Origin of the sequence: Kribbella antiqua, from assembly GCF_004345665.1 — a bacterium.
GTDB lineage: Bacteria > Actinomycetota > Actinomycetes > Propionibacteriales > Kribbellaceae > Kribbella > Kribbella antiqua.
In genome coordinates, this window is sequence record NZ_SLWR01000009.1 from 115,190 (window position 1) to 130,928 (window position 15,739).

Annotated in this window: 15 protein-coding genes; 7 read left to right on the plus strand and 8 right to left on the minus strand. The window is 66.9% G+C overall.

All coding sequences use genetic code 11. The features are described 5' to 3' along the window. Nucleotides 1-53: 53 nt before the first annotated feature. Entirely contained in the window at nt 54-1,019 is a 966-nt protein-coding gene (locus EV646_RS25065) for an aldo/keto reductase family protein (protein ID WP_132152642.1), read from the minus strand. A gap of 185 nt (nt 1,020-1,204) precedes the next feature. Between EV646_RS25065 and EV646_RS25070 the strand changes: the two genes are divergently transcribed. Beyond that, the gene (locus tag EV646_RS25070; RefSeq protein ID WP_132152644.1) at nt 1,205-2,602 is read left to right on the plus strand and encodes a glycoside hydrolase family 6 protein; all 1,398 of its coding nucleotides are present in this window, start codon (nt 1,205-1,207) and stop codon (nt 2,600-2,602) included. Nucleotides 2,603-2,702: 100 nt separating this feature from the next. Here the strand turns inward: EV646_RS25070 and EV646_RS25075 are convergent, their stop codons facing one another. Further along, nucleotides 2,703-3,557, minus strand: a complete 855-nt coding sequence (locus tag EV646_RS25075) for an SDR family oxidoreductase (RefSeq protein WP_132152646.1) — start codon at nt 3,555-3,557, stop codon at nt 2,703-2,705. Between the two features lie 122 nt (nt 3,558-3,679). On the opposite strand from EV646_RS25075, the gene EV646_RS25080 reads away from it, so the two are divergent. Then, on the plus strand, nt 3,680-4,585 hold the full coding sequence (locus tag EV646_RS25080; RefSeq protein ID WP_132152648.1) for an AraC family transcriptional regulator: 906 nt from the start codon (nt 3,680-3,682) through the stop codon (nt 4,583-4,585). On the opposite strand, the gene EV646_RS25085 is transcribed toward EV646_RS25080, so the two are convergent. Next, a complete protein-coding gene (locus EV646_RS25085) occupies nt 4,582-5,625 on the minus strand; it encodes a helix-turn-helix transcriptional regulator (protein ID WP_132152650.1) in 1,044 nt (347 codons plus the stop codon). The two genes, EV646_RS25080 and EV646_RS25085, sit on opposite strands and share 4 nt — an antisense overlap. Before the next feature lie 144 nt (nt 5,626-5,769). Here EV646_RS25085 and EV646_RS25090 point away from each other — a divergent pair, with 144 nt between their 5' ends. The 4 genes from EV646_RS25090 to EV646_RS25105 all read left to right on the plus strand — a co-directional run bounded on the left by EV646_RS25090 (nt 5,770) and on the right by EV646_RS25105 (nt 9,504). Then, complete coding sequence (locus EV646_RS25090; protein ID WP_132152652.1) at nt 5,770-6,204, plus strand: cupin domain-containing protein; 435 nt, start codon at nt 5,770-5,772, stop codon at nt 6,202-6,204. Further along, nucleotides 6,201-6,575 carry a DUF1304 family protein gene (locus EV646_RS25095; protein WP_132152654.1) on the plus strand — a complete coding sequence of 125 codons (375 nt, stop codon included), beginning with the start codon at nt 6,201-6,203 and terminating at the stop codon, nt 6,573-6,575. The genes EV646_RS25090 and EV646_RS25095 overlap by 4 nt, the downstream gene beginning before the upstream one ends. Before the next feature lie 134 nt (nt 6,576-6,709). Next, complete coding sequence (locus tag EV646_RS25100; protein ID WP_132152656.1) at nt 6,710-8,245, plus strand: alkaline phosphatase D family protein; 1,536 nt, start codon at nt 6,710-6,712, stop codon at nt 8,243-8,245. Nucleotides 8,246-8,247: 2 nt separating this feature from the next. Next, entirely contained in the window at nt 8,248-9,504 is a 1,257-nt protein-coding gene (locus EV646_RS25105) for a hypothetical protein (RefSeq protein WP_241996310.1), read from the plus strand. 1 nt (nt 9,505) lies between these two features. On the opposite strand, the gene EV646_RS25110 is transcribed toward EV646_RS25105, so the two are convergent. Continuing rightward, the gene (locus EV646_RS25110) at nt 9,506-9,862 is read right to left on the minus strand and encodes a DUF4345 domain-containing protein (protein ID WP_132152658.1); all 357 of its coding nucleotides are present in this window, start codon (nt 9,860-9,862) and stop codon (nt 9,506-9,508) included. A 66-nt stretch (nt 9,863-9,928) separates the two neighbouring features. On the opposite strand from EV646_RS25110, the gene EV646_RS25115 reads away from it, so the two are divergent. Continuing rightward, complete coding sequence (locus EV646_RS25115; protein ID WP_132152660.1) at nt 9,929-10,423, plus strand: COG4315 family predicted lipoprotein; 495 nt, start codon at nt 9,929-9,931, stop codon at nt 10,421-10,423. Here EV646_RS25115 and EV646_RS25120 read toward each other — a convergent pair. The 4 genes from EV646_RS25120 to EV646_RS25135 are packed head-to-tail and all read right to left on the minus strand — an operon-like array spanning nt 10,417 to nt 15,659. Further along, the gene (locus EV646_RS25120) at nt 10,417-12,444 is read right to left on the minus strand and encodes a beta-galactosidase (RefSeq protein WP_199237175.1); all 2,028 of its coding nucleotides are present in this window, start codon (nt 12,442-12,444) and stop codon (nt 10,417-10,419) included. The genes EV646_RS25115 and EV646_RS25120 overlap by 7 nt on opposite strands. A 43-nt stretch (nt 12,445-12,487) precedes the next feature. After that, the gene (locus EV646_RS25125; protein ID WP_199237176.1) at nt 12,488-13,339 is read right to left on the minus strand and encodes a carbohydrate ABC transporter permease; all 852 of its coding nucleotides are present in this window, start codon (nt 13,337-13,339) and stop codon (nt 12,488-12,490) included. Further along, nucleotides 13,336-14,280 (minus strand): carbohydrate ABC transporter permease, encoded by a 945-nt coding sequence (locus EV646_RS25130; RefSeq protein ID WP_132152662.1) that lies wholly within the window; start codon nt 14,278-14,280, stop codon nt 13,336-13,338. Before EV646_RS25130 ends, EV646_RS25125 begins: the two co-directional genes overlap by 4 nt. Next, on the minus strand, nt 14,277-15,659 hold the full coding sequence (locus EV646_RS25135) for an ABC transporter substrate-binding protein (RefSeq protein WP_199237177.1): 1,383 nt from the start codon (nt 15,657-15,659) through the stop codon (nt 14,277-14,279). The genes EV646_RS25130 and EV646_RS25135 overlap by 4 nt, the downstream gene beginning before the upstream one ends. Between the last annotated feature and the right edge of the window lie 80 nt (nt 15,660-15,739).

Sequence of the window (15,739 nt, forward strand, 5' to 3'; positions counted from 1 at the left end):
TAGGACCTCTGCTGTGCCTAGGGCCTCTGCTGTGACTAGGACCTCTGCTGTGCCTAGGACCTCTCGATGGTGCCGCCGAGGATGTTGTCGATGGCAACGAGTAGGCCGGGGTCGAGTTTGACGCCCGAGGCGGCCGCCGAGTCCGCCAGCTGCGAGGGACGCGAGCCGCCGACGATCGCCGCCGAGATGCCGGGCTGCTGCAGCACCCAGGCGATCGACAGCTGAGCGAGTGACAGCCCTGCGTCGGCGGCCAGCGGCTTGAGGAGCTGGACGCGTTCGAGGAGATCGTCGTACAGGAGTCGCTCGATGAACTCGGAGCCGGTCGCGTCCGTCGCGCGTGAACCTGCCGGAGGCGGCTGACCAGGCAGGTACCTGCCGGCCAGGACTCCCTGTGCCAACGGCTGGTAGACGATCTGGCCGACGCCTTCACGCTCGCACAGCGGCACGATCTCGGGCTCGATCACCCGGCGCAGCATGTTGTACTGCGGCTGGTTCGACACGATCCGATCGAGCCCGAGGCTGTCGGCGATCTCCAGGGCTCGCTTGATCTGTTCGGCGCTCCACTCGGACACCCCGACGTACAGAACCTTGCCCTGCCGGATCAGGTCGTCGAACGCCCGCAGCGTCTCCTCCAGCGGGGTCTCTTCGTCGTACCGGTGCGCTTGGTAGAGGTCGATGTAGTCGGTGCCGAGGCGCCGGAGCGACGCATGCGCCGCCTCCATCACGTGCTTGCGGGACAGACCGCGCTCGTTCGCACCCGGCCCGGTCGGCCAGTACAGCTTGGTGAGCACCTCGACCGATTCCCGTCGTACGCCGGCCAGCGCGAGCCCGAGCACCTCCTCCGCACGGGTGTCGGCGTACGCGTCGGCGGTGTCGAACGTGGTGATGCCGGCGTCGAGCGCCGCGCGCGTGCAGGCGAGCGCGACGTCCTGGTCGAGCTGCGCGCCGTGCGTGATCCAGTTGCCGTAGGCGATCTCACTGACCTTCAGGCCGCTGCGGCCGAGCCTGCGATGGAGCATCGGACGAGTTCCTTTCATATGTGCTGGGTATGCCGCGCCGCAGGGCGGAACTGGGAGCGCTTCCAAGCAGGATAGGGCTCTTGACGTCGGGCGTACAGACCGGCACCATGCGTGGTGTTGGACCAGAAATTGAAAGCGCTCCCGGACTGTTTCCGCCCCTTCGTCACCAGACAGGAGCAGCACTGATGAGATGGATCACCCGCGGCCTGCTCGCGGCCGCCCTCGCCTTCGGCGTGGTCGTGCCCACCACCGCGCCCGGCGCCAACGCGGCCACTGAACTCCTCACCAACGGCAATTTCAGCAGCGGTACGACGGGCTGGTGGGGCTCGGACAACACGCCGATCAGCAACGACGCCGGCCAACTCAAGGCGATCGTTCCCGGTGGCACAGCCAACAAGTGGGACACCATGCTCGGCCAGAAGGTGCCCGCGTTCCCGATCAAGAAGAGCCATCGCTACGTCCTGTCCTTCGACGCCCGCGCGAGTGCCGACCGCGCGGTCCGGACCACCGTGCAGCTGAACCAGCCGCCGTACACACCCAATATCGACCGGACCTTCACCGTCAGTACGACGAGTCAGCGCTTCGCGTTCGCCTTCACCGCCACGCAGGAGATCGCCAACTCGGAGCTCACCTTCCAGATGGGCGGAGTGGCCGGCTACACGCTCTGGCTCGACAACGTCTCCCTGGTCGACAACTACGGCAACGTGGCCGGCAATCCGGTCTCGCTGACCAGCGGCTTCTACGTCGACCCGAAGTCCAACCCGAAGGACTGGGTGGACAAGAACCCGGGCGACGATGCCAACAAGATCAACGCCGCGATCGCGTCCAAGCCGATGGCCCGCTGGTTCGGCAACTGGAACAGCAACATCGCCGACGCTGTCTACAAGTTCGTCGGTCCGGCCGACACGGCCGACAAACTGCCGGTGCTGGTGGCGTACAACATCCCGGGTCGCGACGCGTGCGGTGAGCACTCCGGTGGTGGCGCGGGCAGCAAGGACGCCTACAAGGCCTGGATCGAAACCTTCGCCGCCGCGATCGGCACCCGGCCGGCCGTGGTGATCGTCGAGCCGGACTCGATCGCCGACCGCGAATGCATGACCGAGACCGAATGGGCCGATCGCAAGGAGATGCTGACGTTCGCGCTGCAGCAGTTCAAGGAGCTGGCGCCGAACACCTGGACCTACCTCGACGCCGCGAACACGGGCTGGGGACGCAGCATCGGCGAGCAGAAGCTGGCCGGCTGGCTGAGCGAGGTCGGCGTCGCGAACGCCCACGGCTTCTCGGTGAACGTGTCGAACTACTACTACACCTCTGAGTCCATCACCTATGCGAACGCACTCAACAGCTACCTTCCGGCGTCCAAGCCGTTCGTGGTCGACACCAGCCGCAACGGCGCGGGTTCGCTCAACGGCGAATGGTGCAACCCGTCCGGCCGCAAGCTGGGTGCGACCGCGCAGACCGGCGGTGGCGCCGAGATGCTGCTGTGGGTCAAGGTGCCCGGTGACTCCGATGGAGACTGCGGTATCTCCGACCGCCCAGCAGGCCAGTTCGGGCCCGAGCTAGCGCTGGCACTGATCCCGTAAAGCTGACCGGGCCCGGGTGGGCTGTCCCGTCGACCTCGGGCCCGGTCGTCGACGCTGGTACGACGTACGGATATCAGGCGCTCGTGCGTCGTACCAGCTCCTACTTCTGCAGGGCGGCCGCGATGGCGTCGGCGATCGGGGTGGTCGGGCGGCCGATCAGGCGGGAGAGGTCGCTGCCGCGGCCGGCCAGCAGGCCGCGCTCGATCGCGGCGTCGACGTTGACGAGGATGTTCGCGAGCGGCTCCGGCAGGCCGGCGCCGGTCAGGATGCCGAGCAGCACCTCGGCCGGAACGTTGTTGTAGGCAACATCCTTGCCGGACTGCTTCGACACCTCCGCGGCGTACTCGGCCAGCGACCACGCGGTGTCACCGTTCAGCTCGTACGCCTTCTTCTCGTGCCCCTCACCAGCCAGTACGACGGCCGCCGCCGCAGCGAAGTCGCGCCGGGAAGCCGAGCCGACCCGGCCCTCGCCGGCGCTGCCGACGACGCCATGCTCGAGCTGGACGGCAAGTTGCTGGGTGTAGTTCTCGTGGTACCAGCCGTTGCGCAGGAACGTGTAGGTCAGGCCGGAGTCGAGGATCGCCTGCTCGGTCGCCTTGTGGTCGGCGGCCAGGTCGAAGTCCGCCTCGGGTCCGCCGAGGACGCCGGTGTAGGCGAGCCGGGCGACGCCGGCCTCCTTGGCCGCGTCGATGACGGCTTGGTGCTGACCGAGCCGGTTCCCGACCTCGCTGCTCGAGATGAGCAGCACGACGTCGCCGGAGTTGAACACCGTCGTGAGGGTGGCCGGGTCGTTGTAGTCGGCGATCCGGATCTCGACGCCGCGAGCCGCGATCTCGGTGGCCTTCCCGGCGTCCCGCACAGCGGCGACGACCTGCTCGGCCGGGACGCGCTGCAGTAGTTCGTCGATGACGAGTTGGCCGAGCTGGCCGGTGGCTCCGGTGACGACGATGCTCATCTGCTCTCCTTTAGTTGAACGTTGTATCATGAAGCCTACCGGCTGACCAGAGAGCGGTCCTATGTCTATTTGGCGCTGGTTTATGTCTGATCGTCTTGCAGGCATGGCGTATCATGATCGACATGGATGTTCTCGCCGATGTGCTTGAGGCAATGCGAGCCGGCCCTGCCAGTTCGGGGAGGACCGACGTCCGGGCGCCGTGGGGGCTGCGCTTCCCGCAGTCGGTCGGTGCAACGTTCCATCTGGTGCTGCAGGGGAGTTCGTGGTTGCTGCCGCCGGACGGCGCGGCGCCGATCGCCATGGGGCCGGGCGACGCGGTGCTGTTGCCGCGCGGACTCGAGCACGCGTTGGCGGACCATCCTGATTCGCCGCTGGTGGACTTCGATCCCACGGTGGAGCACCCGGCGCCGGCGAGCGAGGGCGCTCGGTCGCTGTTGCTGTGCGGGACCTACCGCCTTGATCGGCACCGGCCGCATCCGGTGCTGAGTCACTTGCCCGAGATCGTCCACGTGCCGGCGGATCCGGGTCGGCATCGCACCCTGCACACCGCGATCGGCATCCTCGGTGAGGAGCTCGATGCGCAGCGCCCAGGCGCGGCGGCCGTCGTACCGGCTCTGGTGGATGCGCTGCTGGTGCTGATCTTGCGCGCGTGGTTGGAGGACCGGCGGTGTCCGACCGAGAGCGGTTGGTCGCGAGCGTTGACCGACACCGCGGTGGCCCGGTCGCTCGAGCGGATCCACGCCGAGCCTGGTGCGTCCTGGACCGTCGCCGACCTCGCGTCTGATGCCGGGCTGTCCCGCGCGGCCTTCGCTCGCCGGTTCACCGAGGCGGTCGGCGAACCGCCGCTCACGTACCTGTCCCGCTGGCGGATGACCACGGCCGCGCGCCTGCTCCGCGACCACAGCCGTCCACTCGCTGCCGTCGCGAAGGAAATCGGCTACACGTCGGAGTTCGCCTTCGCCAAGGCGTTCAAGCGCGACTTCGGTGTTGCTCCCGGCACCTATCGCAAACAGCTCGTTCCGGCTTAAGTCAGGTCGTCCGGCCGAAGCGTCGCGACGAGCTCGCCTCGGCTCCGCACGCCAACTTTGGCGAAGGCGGACTTCAGGTGGTCCTGGATGGTGTGCGGGGAGATCGACAGCCGGTCGGCGATCTCCGCCGTGGTGTGGCCCGAGATGATCTCGAGGCAGATCTCGCGTTCGCGGGTGGTCAGCCCGTACGCCGCCAGCAGCATGCCGACGAGGTGATTCCCCGAGGCGGGCTCAATGGTGACGACGACCTCTGACTGGTCGTCGTCGCTGATCAACTGACTGCCCTGAAGCACGACCCAACCTCCCGCAGCCGTTTGAATCCGCGCCTGGAAGGTCCCGGAAGCGGCTGCTCGGGTTCCGGTCGCGACGGCTTGCAGCAGTACGCCGAACCGGCCGGGCGCGATCTCGTTCAGCTCGTCCTCCCAGGCCCGCGCGGCAGAGGTGACCGCGCGCGGCTCACCGCCCGGCCCGGTCACCACGATGGACGGTCCGACCCCTCCTCGATACCCGTGGGCATCGGTACGCACCGCCACCCGCGTCGCCGCACCGATCGCCGGCGCGACGGAGCCCAGGAACTCCACCTCGCGTTCGCTGAATTCCAGTCCGCCCCGGACGAACCCGCCCGCACCCCAGCAATCGCCGTCGACACCGAACATCGCGCGTACCTCGTGGTCGATCCCGAGCGGCCGCCAGACCTCGTTCAGCCGGCGATGCCCGACGACCTCGCGATACGGCAGGTCCGAGAGTCGTGCGATCGTCTGCCGCCGGCGAGCCAGCTCGGCGAAGGAGTTCGGCACGTCCCCGGCGTACTCGGTCTCGGCCAGCCGTGGTTCGTACTCCGCTGGGATCTTGGCGCGGCCGCTGGTCATCGAACTGATCACGAGCGTGCCCGGATCCAGCGCGGCCCAGCAGGTCAGGTCGGTGGCGACGACCTGCTCGACCACCTCGATCGCGGCCGCGTGCAGCTCCACGACGTTCAGTCCCGACGTCGCCAGTGCCGCGATCTCCCGGCGCGCGGCCCGCGCCCGGCCCTCCCACATGGGCTCAGTATGCGCCGACGGCAACCGTCCGCCTATCCCCGAAATGTGGGGAATCCACTGCCGCACCGAGCCCACCCGCACGGGATGGATCCACCCTCAGCGGCTTCTTACGGTCGACGAAAGACCCAACAGGGGGAGGACATCATGACTGAATCAGTGCACCTGAGCACGGCCGGTACCGGCGCCGAGTACGTCGCCCCGGACGCGACCGTGACCGTCAAGATCGGTGCCGAGCACACCGGAGCGCAGTACGAACTCTTCGAGGTCGACGCGCCCCGCGGTCCGGCCGCGCCGCCGCACAGCGAGTCGTGGAGCAAGGCGTTCTACGTGCTGCAGGGCCGGATCCTGGTCCAGGCCGGCGATCAGGGCTACGACCTGGGGCCGGGTGCGTCGGTCAGCATCCCAGCCGGCACGCTGAACACATTCTCGGTACTGACGCCGTCGGCCAAGTTCCTCACCATCAGCCAGACCGGCAAGATGGGCGCCTTCTTCGCCGACCTCGCCACCGCCGACCCAACCGATTTTGCGGCTCTTGGCGAGATCTCGAGCCGCCACGGCGTCAGTTTGGCGCGGTCATGAGTACGGCGGCCCAGGTGCTGGCCGTGGTCATCGCGGTGCTGCTCGCCTCTGTCTGGGTGATGGAGTCGTTCCTGTACCGGCATCCGCGGCTGTACCCGCTCTTCCTGCTCGAGCGCCGGGACTTCGACGCGGTCAAGTTGTGGATCGTGAATCTCGGCTTCTACAACCTGACGACCGGCGTCGCGCTGGCGCTCGGCGTCGTACTGGCGCGGTCCGGTCATGTCCCGCAAGGCGAGGCGCTGGTTGCGTTCACGGCCGGACAGCACGTCTTCCTGGCCCTTGTGCTGCTCGCGACGGAGCGAAGGTTGTGGGTGAACACGCTGCTCGAAGGCGTCCCTGCCGCGGTTCTGCTCACACTTGTGCTCAGCTGACCTGTAGGAAATTTACCGAATCTGTCTCACCATGGGTAGCAAGCACCACTCACTCTCAAGGTTCCCCGGATCGTCCGTCGCCCGTTACGCAATCCGGGGAGCCACCGCCCTGAGTAGTAGTGAAGGTGAGGCTCATGAGCCCAATCAGTCGCAGAACCCTTGTCCTCGGCGGTCTCGCCGCGGCCGGCGCGAGTGCTCTTCCCGTCCGTACGGCGGTGATCGCGGCGACCGCGGCAGTCCCGTATCCCTTCCAACTCGGCATCGCCTCCGGTGAGCCCGACGCGACCAGTGTCGTGCTCTGGACCCGGCTGGCCCCGTCGCCCCTCAACGCCGACGGGCAAGGCGGTATGGCCAACGCCGACGTCGTCGTCGACTGGCAGGTGTCGACCACCGACGCCTTCAGCACCCTTGTCGCCTCCGGTTCGGTCACGGCGTCGTACGCCGCCGCTCACTCGGTCCACGTCATCGCCAGCGGGCTGAACCCCGACTCCGACTACTTCTATCGCTTCCGCGCCCAAGGCCACCTCTCGCCCGTCGGCCGCACGCGTACGGCGCCCGCAGTGGGAACCAATGGGCGTGACCTGACCATGGCGTTCACCTCCTGTGCGCACTACGAGGAGGGCTACTACACCGTCTACCGCCGGATGGCGGAGGACAACCCGGGCCTGATCCTCCACCTGGGTGACTACATATACGAGTACGGCACGGTTGCCGGCCGGACCCGGGCGCATGTCGGTGCGGAGATCGTGTCGCTGGCTGACTACCGCCGCCGCTATGCGCAGTACAAGTCCGACCCCGACCTCCAGGCGGCACACCAGGCCGCGCCGTGGATCGTCGTACCGGATGACCATGAGGTGGAGAACAACTACGCCGGCACGATTCGCGAGAACAACACCCCGGCGCTGACGGCCGCGCAGTGGACCGCTCGGCGGAGTGCGGCGTACCAGGCGTACTACGAGAACATGCCGCTGCGGCCGGCGCAGGCCAACAGTGGCAACAGCATCCCGCTCTACCGCAGGCTGCGGTGGGGGAGCCTTGCCACCTTCCACATGCTCGACACGCGGCAGTACCGCAACGACCAAGCGTGTGGTGACGGCTGGCAGATCTGCTCGGACGCTGACCTCGCCTCACGCAGTCTGCCCGGCAACGCGCAGGAGACCTGGCTGCTCGACGGTCTCAACCAGCACTACGGCACCTGGGACATCATCGGTCAGCAGGTGTTCTTCGCTCGCCGTTTCAACTCGACCGGCGCGAGCATGGACTCGTGGGACGGCTACCGCGCGTCCCGCGCCCGGATCCAGCAGGGCTGGGTCGATCGCGGCACCCGCAATCCCGTCGTACTCACGGGTGACGTCCATCGCGCGTGGGCGAGCGACCTGAAGGCCGACTACAACAACGCGAACTCGGCCACCATCGGGACCGAACTCGTCACCAGCTCGGTCACCTCCAGCGGTGACGGCGACGGCGCCACCACGATCCCTGACGTCGGCACGAATCCGTGGCTGAAGTTCTTCCACAACCGGCGCGGTTATGTCCGTACGACGATCAGCCCGACCCAGCTGCGGGCCGACTTCCGGGCCGTGGCCAAGGTGTCGGAGCACGGCGCGGCGGCGACCACGCAGAAGTCGTTCGTCGCCCAAGAGGGCCAGCCCGGCCTGCAGGCGGTGTGACGATGATGAAGAAGACAATCGGCATCGTCGCGGTGGCAGCAGCTTCCATCGCACTCAGTGCTCCGACCGCGCAGGCTCACATCGCGGCGCCGACTTGGTCGGCTGCCAACAGCGTCTCCACCGGTGATCAGGACAATGCGTCGATCGCGACCAACCGCAACGGCTACATCGCCGTAGTGTGGGAGGACGACCGCGACACAGACGACGCGACCACCAATGTGCACAGCGAAATCTTCCTGCGTGTGTACCGCAACGGCACCTCGCTGTACGAGGTCAAGCTGTCCGCCGGCGGCAGCAGCGGCGTCACCACCTGGCGCCACCTCCACCCGGACGTCGGGCTGGACGACAAGGGCAACGCTGTTGTCGTGTGGGCTGACGACCCCGACGGCAACGGCTACTACAACATCCCGTACCGCGTGGTGAACACCGCCGGTACCGTCACCGCCTCCGGCAACGCCAACAGCAGCTCCACCGGTCAGCAGATCAACCCACGGGTCTCCGTCGACCCGGACGGTGCCCCGGCTGGGGGAGCGGTCGCGTTCACGGTCGTGTGGGAGGACATCCAGACCGGCGCCCAGGCCATGGTCAGGGCGGCCGGGTACACCGGTCCGACGACGCGTGCCTGGGAAGTGACCGCTTCACAGACGACCGGCCAGCACCACAAACCGGACGTCGCGGTCTCCGCGTCCGGTGACGCGGTCGTCGTGTGGGATGAGGACGGCGACGCCAACGCGGCGTACAACATCGGCCTGATCAGGCTGGGCCGCTCCAACGGCGCTGCCACGCTGTCCCGTCGTACGGCGAACTTCAACGGCGGTGGGCAGCAGACGCACGCGTCGGTGGCGGCCAACTTCAACGGCGACTTCGCGGTCGCGTGGGAGTCCGACCACACCGGCGCCGCGGGTGTCTGGACGCGAACTTTCAACTCGGCCGGCACCGCCCTCTTCGCTGACGTGGAAGTCGCGGCCGGCGGTACGGCGCCGTCCGTCGGCATCGACGACCAGTCCCAGTCCGTCGTGGGCTGGACCGTCCAAGGGGCTGACCCAGACGTCTGGGTCCGTGGCTTCGGCGTCGACGGCACCGACACGGGCAGGCTGTCCTCCCAGCGGCTCAGCTCGGTTGCTACCGGCCGCCAGGAGCAGATGGTCGTAGCGGTCTCGCCGTACGCCGAAGTGGCCGTCGCCTACACCGACGACAACGACGGCAACACCTACGACCAGGTCTACCTCGGCCTCGACATCTCCAACAACAGCTGGTGATTCACGCCGCGAACCACAGTACGGCGGCCAGCACCAGCTCGACCCAGAAGTAGAACCAGATCGGATAGAAGGTGGCCGGCCGGTCGAAGATCCGACCGATCAACCGGCCGGTCGCCATTCCGGCCAGTGCGACCGCGACAGCGATCACCGCACCACGGCGGATCCCGTCGTCGAACGCCGCAACGACGAGCAACCCGGCGACAGCGATCCCGAACCCGCCGTACACAGCCCGCACCTCGGTCCGCGCGTGCGGGCCGGCCACCTGGATCCCGAAAGGGCGGACGAGCGCTGCGGGCGACGCCAGCCCGAGCACACCCATCCCAGCGAAGAACGCAGCGACGACGAGTATTGCAATCATTGCAAGAGTGTAGCTTCTGAACCAGGCGGGCCGATTGTGCGTGTCTGTCAGGGAGAGGAGCTCATCATGAAATTGTTGCTTGGAGCAACGGTATTCGCGGCCGCGCTGACTGCCTGCAGCAGTGGCGGCGGTGGTGGGGAAGCCCCGCCACCGCCGGACGGGGCTTCCGGTGCCGTCTCCGTGCGGGACGTCAGCGGTGTCGGGAAAGCGCTGGTCGACTCGGCCGGGAAGACGTTGTACTTCGCGGACCAGGAAGCCGGCGGTGCGATCATGTGCACCGCCGACTGCCTGGCCTTCTGGTTCCCGGTCGAAGGATCCGACAGTACGGCGAAGTCGATGGACGGACTCGCCGTCGTGAAACGGCCGGACACCGGCAAGAGCCAGCTCACCTTCCAGGGCAAACCGCTGTACACGTTCAAGCTCGACACCGGGCCGGGGCAGAGCAAGGGCAACAACCTGGAGGATGCCTTCGGCAACATCACCTTCAGCTGGCATGCCGCGACCACGACCGCCGCACCGAGTCAGACCCCGACCCGTTCGTCCAGCGACTACGGCTACTGAGCCGGTTCGACCAGGATCCGCACGTCCCACGGGCCGAGGTCGAGCTTGTCGTCGACCGCGGCATCCGCGAGTACGTCGTGAAGCGGCGAGGGCAGGTCGACGCTCACGCTGTCCCACGACCAGTTGTGGACGAAACGCAGCCGCCGGCCGTCGGCGGCGGTCGCCGAGGTGACGGTCACGCTGGCCGGCAGATCATTCCCGTTGGGCTTGATCCAGCGGAACAAGGCGGCCGCGAGTGGACCGTTGGGGACAGTTCCCACATAGGTGATCCGGCCCTCGCCATGCGCTCGGGTCGTGATCGCCGGCCACCGCCCGAAGTGCGGATGGTGGTAGTTCGCGAGTACGTCGGCACCGTCGACCTGTAGGCCGTCGATCCAGCGAGTCGCGGCTGCGTCGTCGCCGAGCCCAAGGACCGGCACGTCCGTTGAGAGGTTGCTGTACTCGTCGTACTTGATGCCAGCCGCGGCGGCGAGCCGGGCCGGCATGGTGGCAGTGCGAGCTCGCCCCTCGTGGTCCGCATAGCCAGTCCGTGGTCCGACGACCAGATGACCACCGCCCGCGGCGTACGCGACCAGCCGGTCCAGTAGGTCGTCGTCTGCGAGGTAGAGGCCCGGGACGACAAGCACCGGATGGTCGTCGTCGGAGAACTGGCTGGTGTGCAGGATGCGCACCTGCAGACCGGCGTCGAAAGCTCCACGGTAGAAGGGATCGAACAGGCCGTGGTACGACCGGTCGTCCGGGCTGCCGTCTTCGTGGGCCAGCGGCGGGTACTTCTGCATCAACCACTTGCTGGGCAGGTCGTAGAGCATCGTCACGTCGTGGTCAGGGATTAGATCCGCGACCAGTGCACCCGCCGTCTCGAGCTCAGCGCCCAGCAGGGCGATCTCCTTGTAGGTACGACCAGGCTGACCGCTGTGGGGGAGCACGCCACCCCAGTAGGTCTCGGCGCCGAAGTGCAGCGTGTGCCAGTGCCAGTACTCGATCATCTTCGCGCCACGCGAGACCAGTGCCCACGCCGCCTGCCGCCACTGGCCGTCGTACGCGGGCCGGTTGTTCCACGGGAAGCCGATGGACTGGGCGTTCGTCTCGGTCACCAGGAACGGTGCTTGCTTGGACGAGTACATCCGGTCAGCACTGAGGTAGAACGCCCAGGTGCCGGTGGTGGTCCAGTTCTGCTGGGTCGGCTGGATCTGTGGCTGGAGTAGCCCGTCCTGCATGGCGTAGTACGCGTTGCCCGCGGTGACGTCGAGACGTCGTACCAGGTCGTCGTCTGCGACGGCAGGACGGTCGTAGGCGATACAGGTGGTGACGTACTGCTCCGGGCGGGCGTACTCGCGGACGATGTCGGCCTGCCAGGCGATGAACTCGGTGGTCTGGTCTGCCTGGAACTGGCGCCACGCGACGTCGTACTGCGGCTGGAAGTTGCCGTCCGGTGTCCAGAGATCCGCCCAGTCCGACAGCCGGTGTGACCAGTAGACGAGCCCCCACTCGTCGTTGAGCTTGTCCACGTCGCCGTACGTCTGCCGCAGCCGGTCCACGAACCGCTGGAATACACCATGGTTGTGGAGGAGCTCGTTCCCCGGCTCGTTGTCGACCTGGAAGCCGATCACCGCCGGATGATCGACGTACCGGGCGACGATCTTGCGGATCACCCGCTCGGCGTGGAAGCGGAAGCCCGGGTGGGTGAAGTCCACCTCCTGGCGGGCACCCCACGGGATCCGCTGACCGGTCTTGCGCTCGCCGGCGATCTCCGGGTAGAGCCGGACCAGCCACGGCGGTACGGCGTACGTCGGGGTGCCCAGCAGTACGGCGATGCCACGCGCATGGGCACCATCCAGAACGGGCTGGAGCCAGTCCAGGTCGAAGCGACCGTTCTCCGGCTCCCAGGTCGACCAGACGGACTCACCGACCCGGATCACCGAGAACCGGGCCTCGGCCATCAGGTCGAGATCCAGCTCCAGCCGGTCGTGTGGTTGATATTCGTGATAGTACGCAGCCCCGAAGAGGACACGTTCTTGCACAGTATTTCTCCAACTGTAGAAGGCCAAATTACGAAGGGCACAGTCACGCTTTGACGCCGCCGGAGGCCAACCCGGACTGCCAGTACCGCTGCAGGAGCAGGAACGCGGCGATCAGCGGGATGACCGACAGGAAGGACCCGGTGATCACCAGCGACAGCACGGCACCGGTCGTGCCGCCGCCGGCGCTGGCCTGCGACGACCACTGGGCCAGCCCCAGGGTGACTGGGTACAGATCGGGGTTGTTCAGCATGATCAGCGGCAGGAAGTAGTTGTTCCAGGTCGCGACCAGGGTGAACAGCACCACGGTGACGATGCCCGGGGCAAGCATCCGGAGCGCCACCTGGAAGAAGATCCGGAACTCACCCGCTCCGTCGATCCGGGCGGCCTCGATGATCCCGTCCGGCACCGCGTCCTGCGCGTAGATACGCATCAGGTACAGGCCGAACGGGCTGACCAGCGAGGGCAGGATGATCGCCCACGGCGTGTTCACCAGCCCGGCCTTGCTGAACAGCAAGTACGTCGGGATCGCGAGTGCTGTGGTCGGCACCATGATCGCGCCGAGCACCAGCCCGAACATCGACCCGTTGCCGCGGAATCGGTACTTCGCGAAGCCGTATCCGCCGAGTGCGCAGAGGAACGCCGCGCCGCCCGCGCTGACCACCGCGTACAAGATGGTGTTGCCCATCCAGCGCGAGAACACCCAACTGTTGGTGGACACCGTGTCGCGGATGTTGGACAGCAGCGAGAAGTCGTCGGAGAACCACAGCCCGAAGCTCGAGAACAGGTCACCCACCGTCTTCGTCGAGGCCACGAACAGCCAGAACAGCGGCAGCAGGAAATAGATCAGCATGACAACCATGCCGATCGTGAGCACGTTGTTGCGTCGTTCTCTCATGACCGGCTCCTCCTCGCCGTGACGAGCAGGACGGCGTACGACACGATGACGATGACGAGGCCGAGGAGGAACGACACCGCAGCGGCGTAGTTCACCTCCTGGCCGGTGAAGGCCTGTGTGTAGGCGTAGACGTTCGGTGTATAACCGCTGTCGATGACGCTCGGCGCCAGCGTTCGCATCAGCCAGGGCTCGCTGAACAGCTGGAAACTGCCGATCACCGAAAAGATCAGGCAGACGAACAGCGCCGGCCGTAACGCTGGAATCTTGATGCTCCACGCGGTGCGGATCGCGCCTGCTCCGTCGACCGCCGCGGCCTCGTAGAGATCGTGCGGCACCGCCCGCAGTGCGGCGTACAGGATGATCATGTTGTAGCCGGTGAACTCCCAGGTGACGACGTTCGCCAGCGATCCGAGCATCCAGTCACTGCTGAGGAACTTCGGTGCGGCCAGGCCGAGCTTGTCGGCCAGCTGCGCGAATGGACCGAAGTCCGGGCCGTACAGGTAACCCCACATGAGGGTGGCCACGACGCCCGGTACGGCGTACGGCAGGAAGATGCCCAGCCGGAAGACCTTCGCCATCCGCAGCAGGCCGCTGTCGATGGCCAGCGCCGCCAGCAACGCGATCACCAGCATGATCGGCACCTGGATCAGGAAGAACAGCGCGACCCGGCCCACGCCGTCCAGAAATTTGGGATCCGTCAGTGCCCGCGTGTAGTTTTCCAGACCGGCGAAGACCGTCCCGCCGATCAACCGCTCCCGGAACAGGCTGAGGTACGCCGCATAGATCAGGGGGAGTACCAGCATGGCGAGGAACACCAGCATGAACGGCGCGACGAAGAGGTAGCCGGTGGAGGCATGGCTCACGCCACGCCTCCGCCGACGGGCCTCACTGCGGCTCGGCGCCAGCGCCTCGAGCCGCTGATCGGTGGTGTTGATGCTCATTGCTCGACCTTGAAGCCCTGGTTCTCCGCGTACTTCGTGATCCGTTCCTGCCATTGGTCGAGCGCCGCGCTGGAATCGCTCTTGTTCGCGAACGACTTGCCGACCGTCTCGTTCCAGTCGCTCACGGACTGGTCCAGGAAGGGCGGCCACTGGAACTTCGTGTCCACGGTGTCGCTGATCCCGGCGAACAACTTGTTCACCGTCTGGCCGCCGTAGAACGTCAGCGGCCGGTCGACGAAGGACGTGTCGGCCAGCAGCGCCTTCGTCACGGGGAACAGGAACTGCTCGGTCGCGAACATCTTGGTCGATTCGGGATCGGTGTTGATGAACTCGGCCAGCTTCGCGGCGGCGATCGGGTTCTTCGTCCCCTGCACAACGGCCGTCGTCGAGCCACCCCAGTTACCGGAGACGTTCTGGCCGGCCTCCCACTGCGGCAGCGGCGCCGCACGCCACTTGCCACTGGTCGCCTTCGCGCTACCTTCCAGGAAGACCGGACCCCACGCGGCGGTGAGCCAGGTGGCGTACTTGCCGCGGTTCAGCGCCTGGTACCACCCGTCGTTGAAGTCGGCATCGGCCGATACCGCGCCGTCCTTGATCAGGCCACCCCAGTAGTCGGCGAGTTTCTTGGACTCGTCGCTGTTCAGATTGACCTTGACCGATTCGGCGGTCGGGTTCTCGAACGGCTTGACCCCGGCCTGCCAGAGCAGGCCGAACCAGACTCCGGCCTGGTTTTGCGCGAGGTTCGTCATGTAGACCTTCGGGTCCGCGGCGTGCAGCTTGCGGGCCGCCGCGGCGAACTCGTCCCAGGTCTTCGGCACCGTGATGCCGTACTTGTCGAAGATGTCCTTGCGGTACAGCATCCCCATCGGGCCGCTGTCCTGCGGGATCGCCCAGACCTGGCCGTCGGCGCCGGTCACCTGGTTCCAGGTCCAGGGCACGAACTTGTCCTTCAGCCCTTCAGCGCCGTACGGACGAAGATCCACCAGGCTCTTCGTCAGTGAGAAGGTCGGGATGTACTGGAACTCGATCTGGGCCGCGTCGGGTGCGCCGGTGCCGGCCTTCAGTGCGGTCCGGAGTTTGGTGTAGTGCGGGGTGCCCTGGCCGGCGTTGACCACTTTCACCTTGATCGCCGGGTACTTCTTCTGGAAGAGGTCCACCTCCTTCTGGATGTTCGGCACCCAGGTCCAGAAGGTGAGTTGGGTCGGCGTGGACATCGCCTTGTCGATATCGGCCTGGCTGACTGCCTGCGCCTGGGTGGCGCCGCCGCCGGAATCGTCCCCGCCGCCGCCACAGGCCGCCAGGGCCAGTGAGCCGGCCAGGACGAGTGCGGTGCCGGCGGCTGCGCGCCGGCGGATCGTGGAAAGCCTGTTGATGAACACTGCGAAACATCTCCTCGGAAGTTGGCAAGGCGGTGCCTGGGCGCCGGGCCTCGACCCGGGGTGTGCCTGTTGTGGGTACG

Bases quoted from the DNA above. Each gene is read 5' to 3' on its own strand.
- EV646_RS25065 (WP_132152642.1), bottom strand. From the start codon at position 1,019: ATGCTCCATCGCAGGCTCGGCCGCAGCGGCCTGAAGGTCAGTGAGATC.
- EV646_RS25070 (WP_132152644.1), top strand. From the start codon at position 1,205: ATGAGATGGATCACCCGCGGCCTGCTCGCGGCCGCCCTCGCCTTCGGC.
- EV646_RS25075 (WP_132152646.1), bottom strand. From the start codon at position 3,557: ATGAGCATCGTCGTCACCGGAGCCACCGGCCAGCTCGGCCAACTCGTC.
- EV646_RS25080 (WP_132152648.1), top strand. From the start codon at position 3,680: ATGGATGTTCTCGCCGATGTGCTTGAGGCAATGCGAGCCGGCCCTGCC.
- EV646_RS25085 (WP_132152650.1), bottom strand. From the start codon at position 5,625: ATGTGGGAGGGCCGGGCGCGGGCCGCGCGCCGGGAGATCGCGGCACTG.
- EV646_RS25090 (WP_132152652.1), top strand. From the start codon at position 5,770: ATGACTGAATCAGTGCACCTGAGCACGGCCGGTACCGGCGCCGAGTAC.
- EV646_RS25095 (WP_132152654.1), top strand. From the start codon at position 6,201: ATGAGTACGGCGGCCCAGGTGCTGGCCGTGGTCATCGCGGTGCTGCTC.
- EV646_RS25100 (WP_132152656.1), top strand. From the start codon at position 6,710: ATGAGCCCAATCAGTCGCAGAACCCTTGTCCTCGGCGGTCTCGCCGCG.
- EV646_RS25105 (WP_241996310.1), top strand. From the start codon at position 8,248: ATGATGAAGAAGACAATCGGCATCGTCGCGGTGGCAGCAGCTTCCATC.
- EV646_RS25110 (WP_132152658.1), bottom strand. From the start codon at position 9,862: ATGATTGCAATACTCGTCGTCGCTGCGTTCTTCGCTGGGATGGGTGTG.
- EV646_RS25115 (WP_132152660.1), top strand. From the start codon at position 9,929: ATGAAATTGTTGCTTGGAGCAACGGTATTCGCGGCCGCGCTGACTGCC.
- EV646_RS25125 (WP_199237176.1), bottom strand. From the start codon at position 13,339: ATGAGAGAACGACGCAACAACGTGCTCACGATCGGCATGGTTGTCATG.
- EV646_RS25130 (WP_132152662.1), bottom strand. From the start codon at position 14,280: ATGAGCATCAACACCACCGATCAGCGGCTCGAGGCGCTGGCGCCGAGC.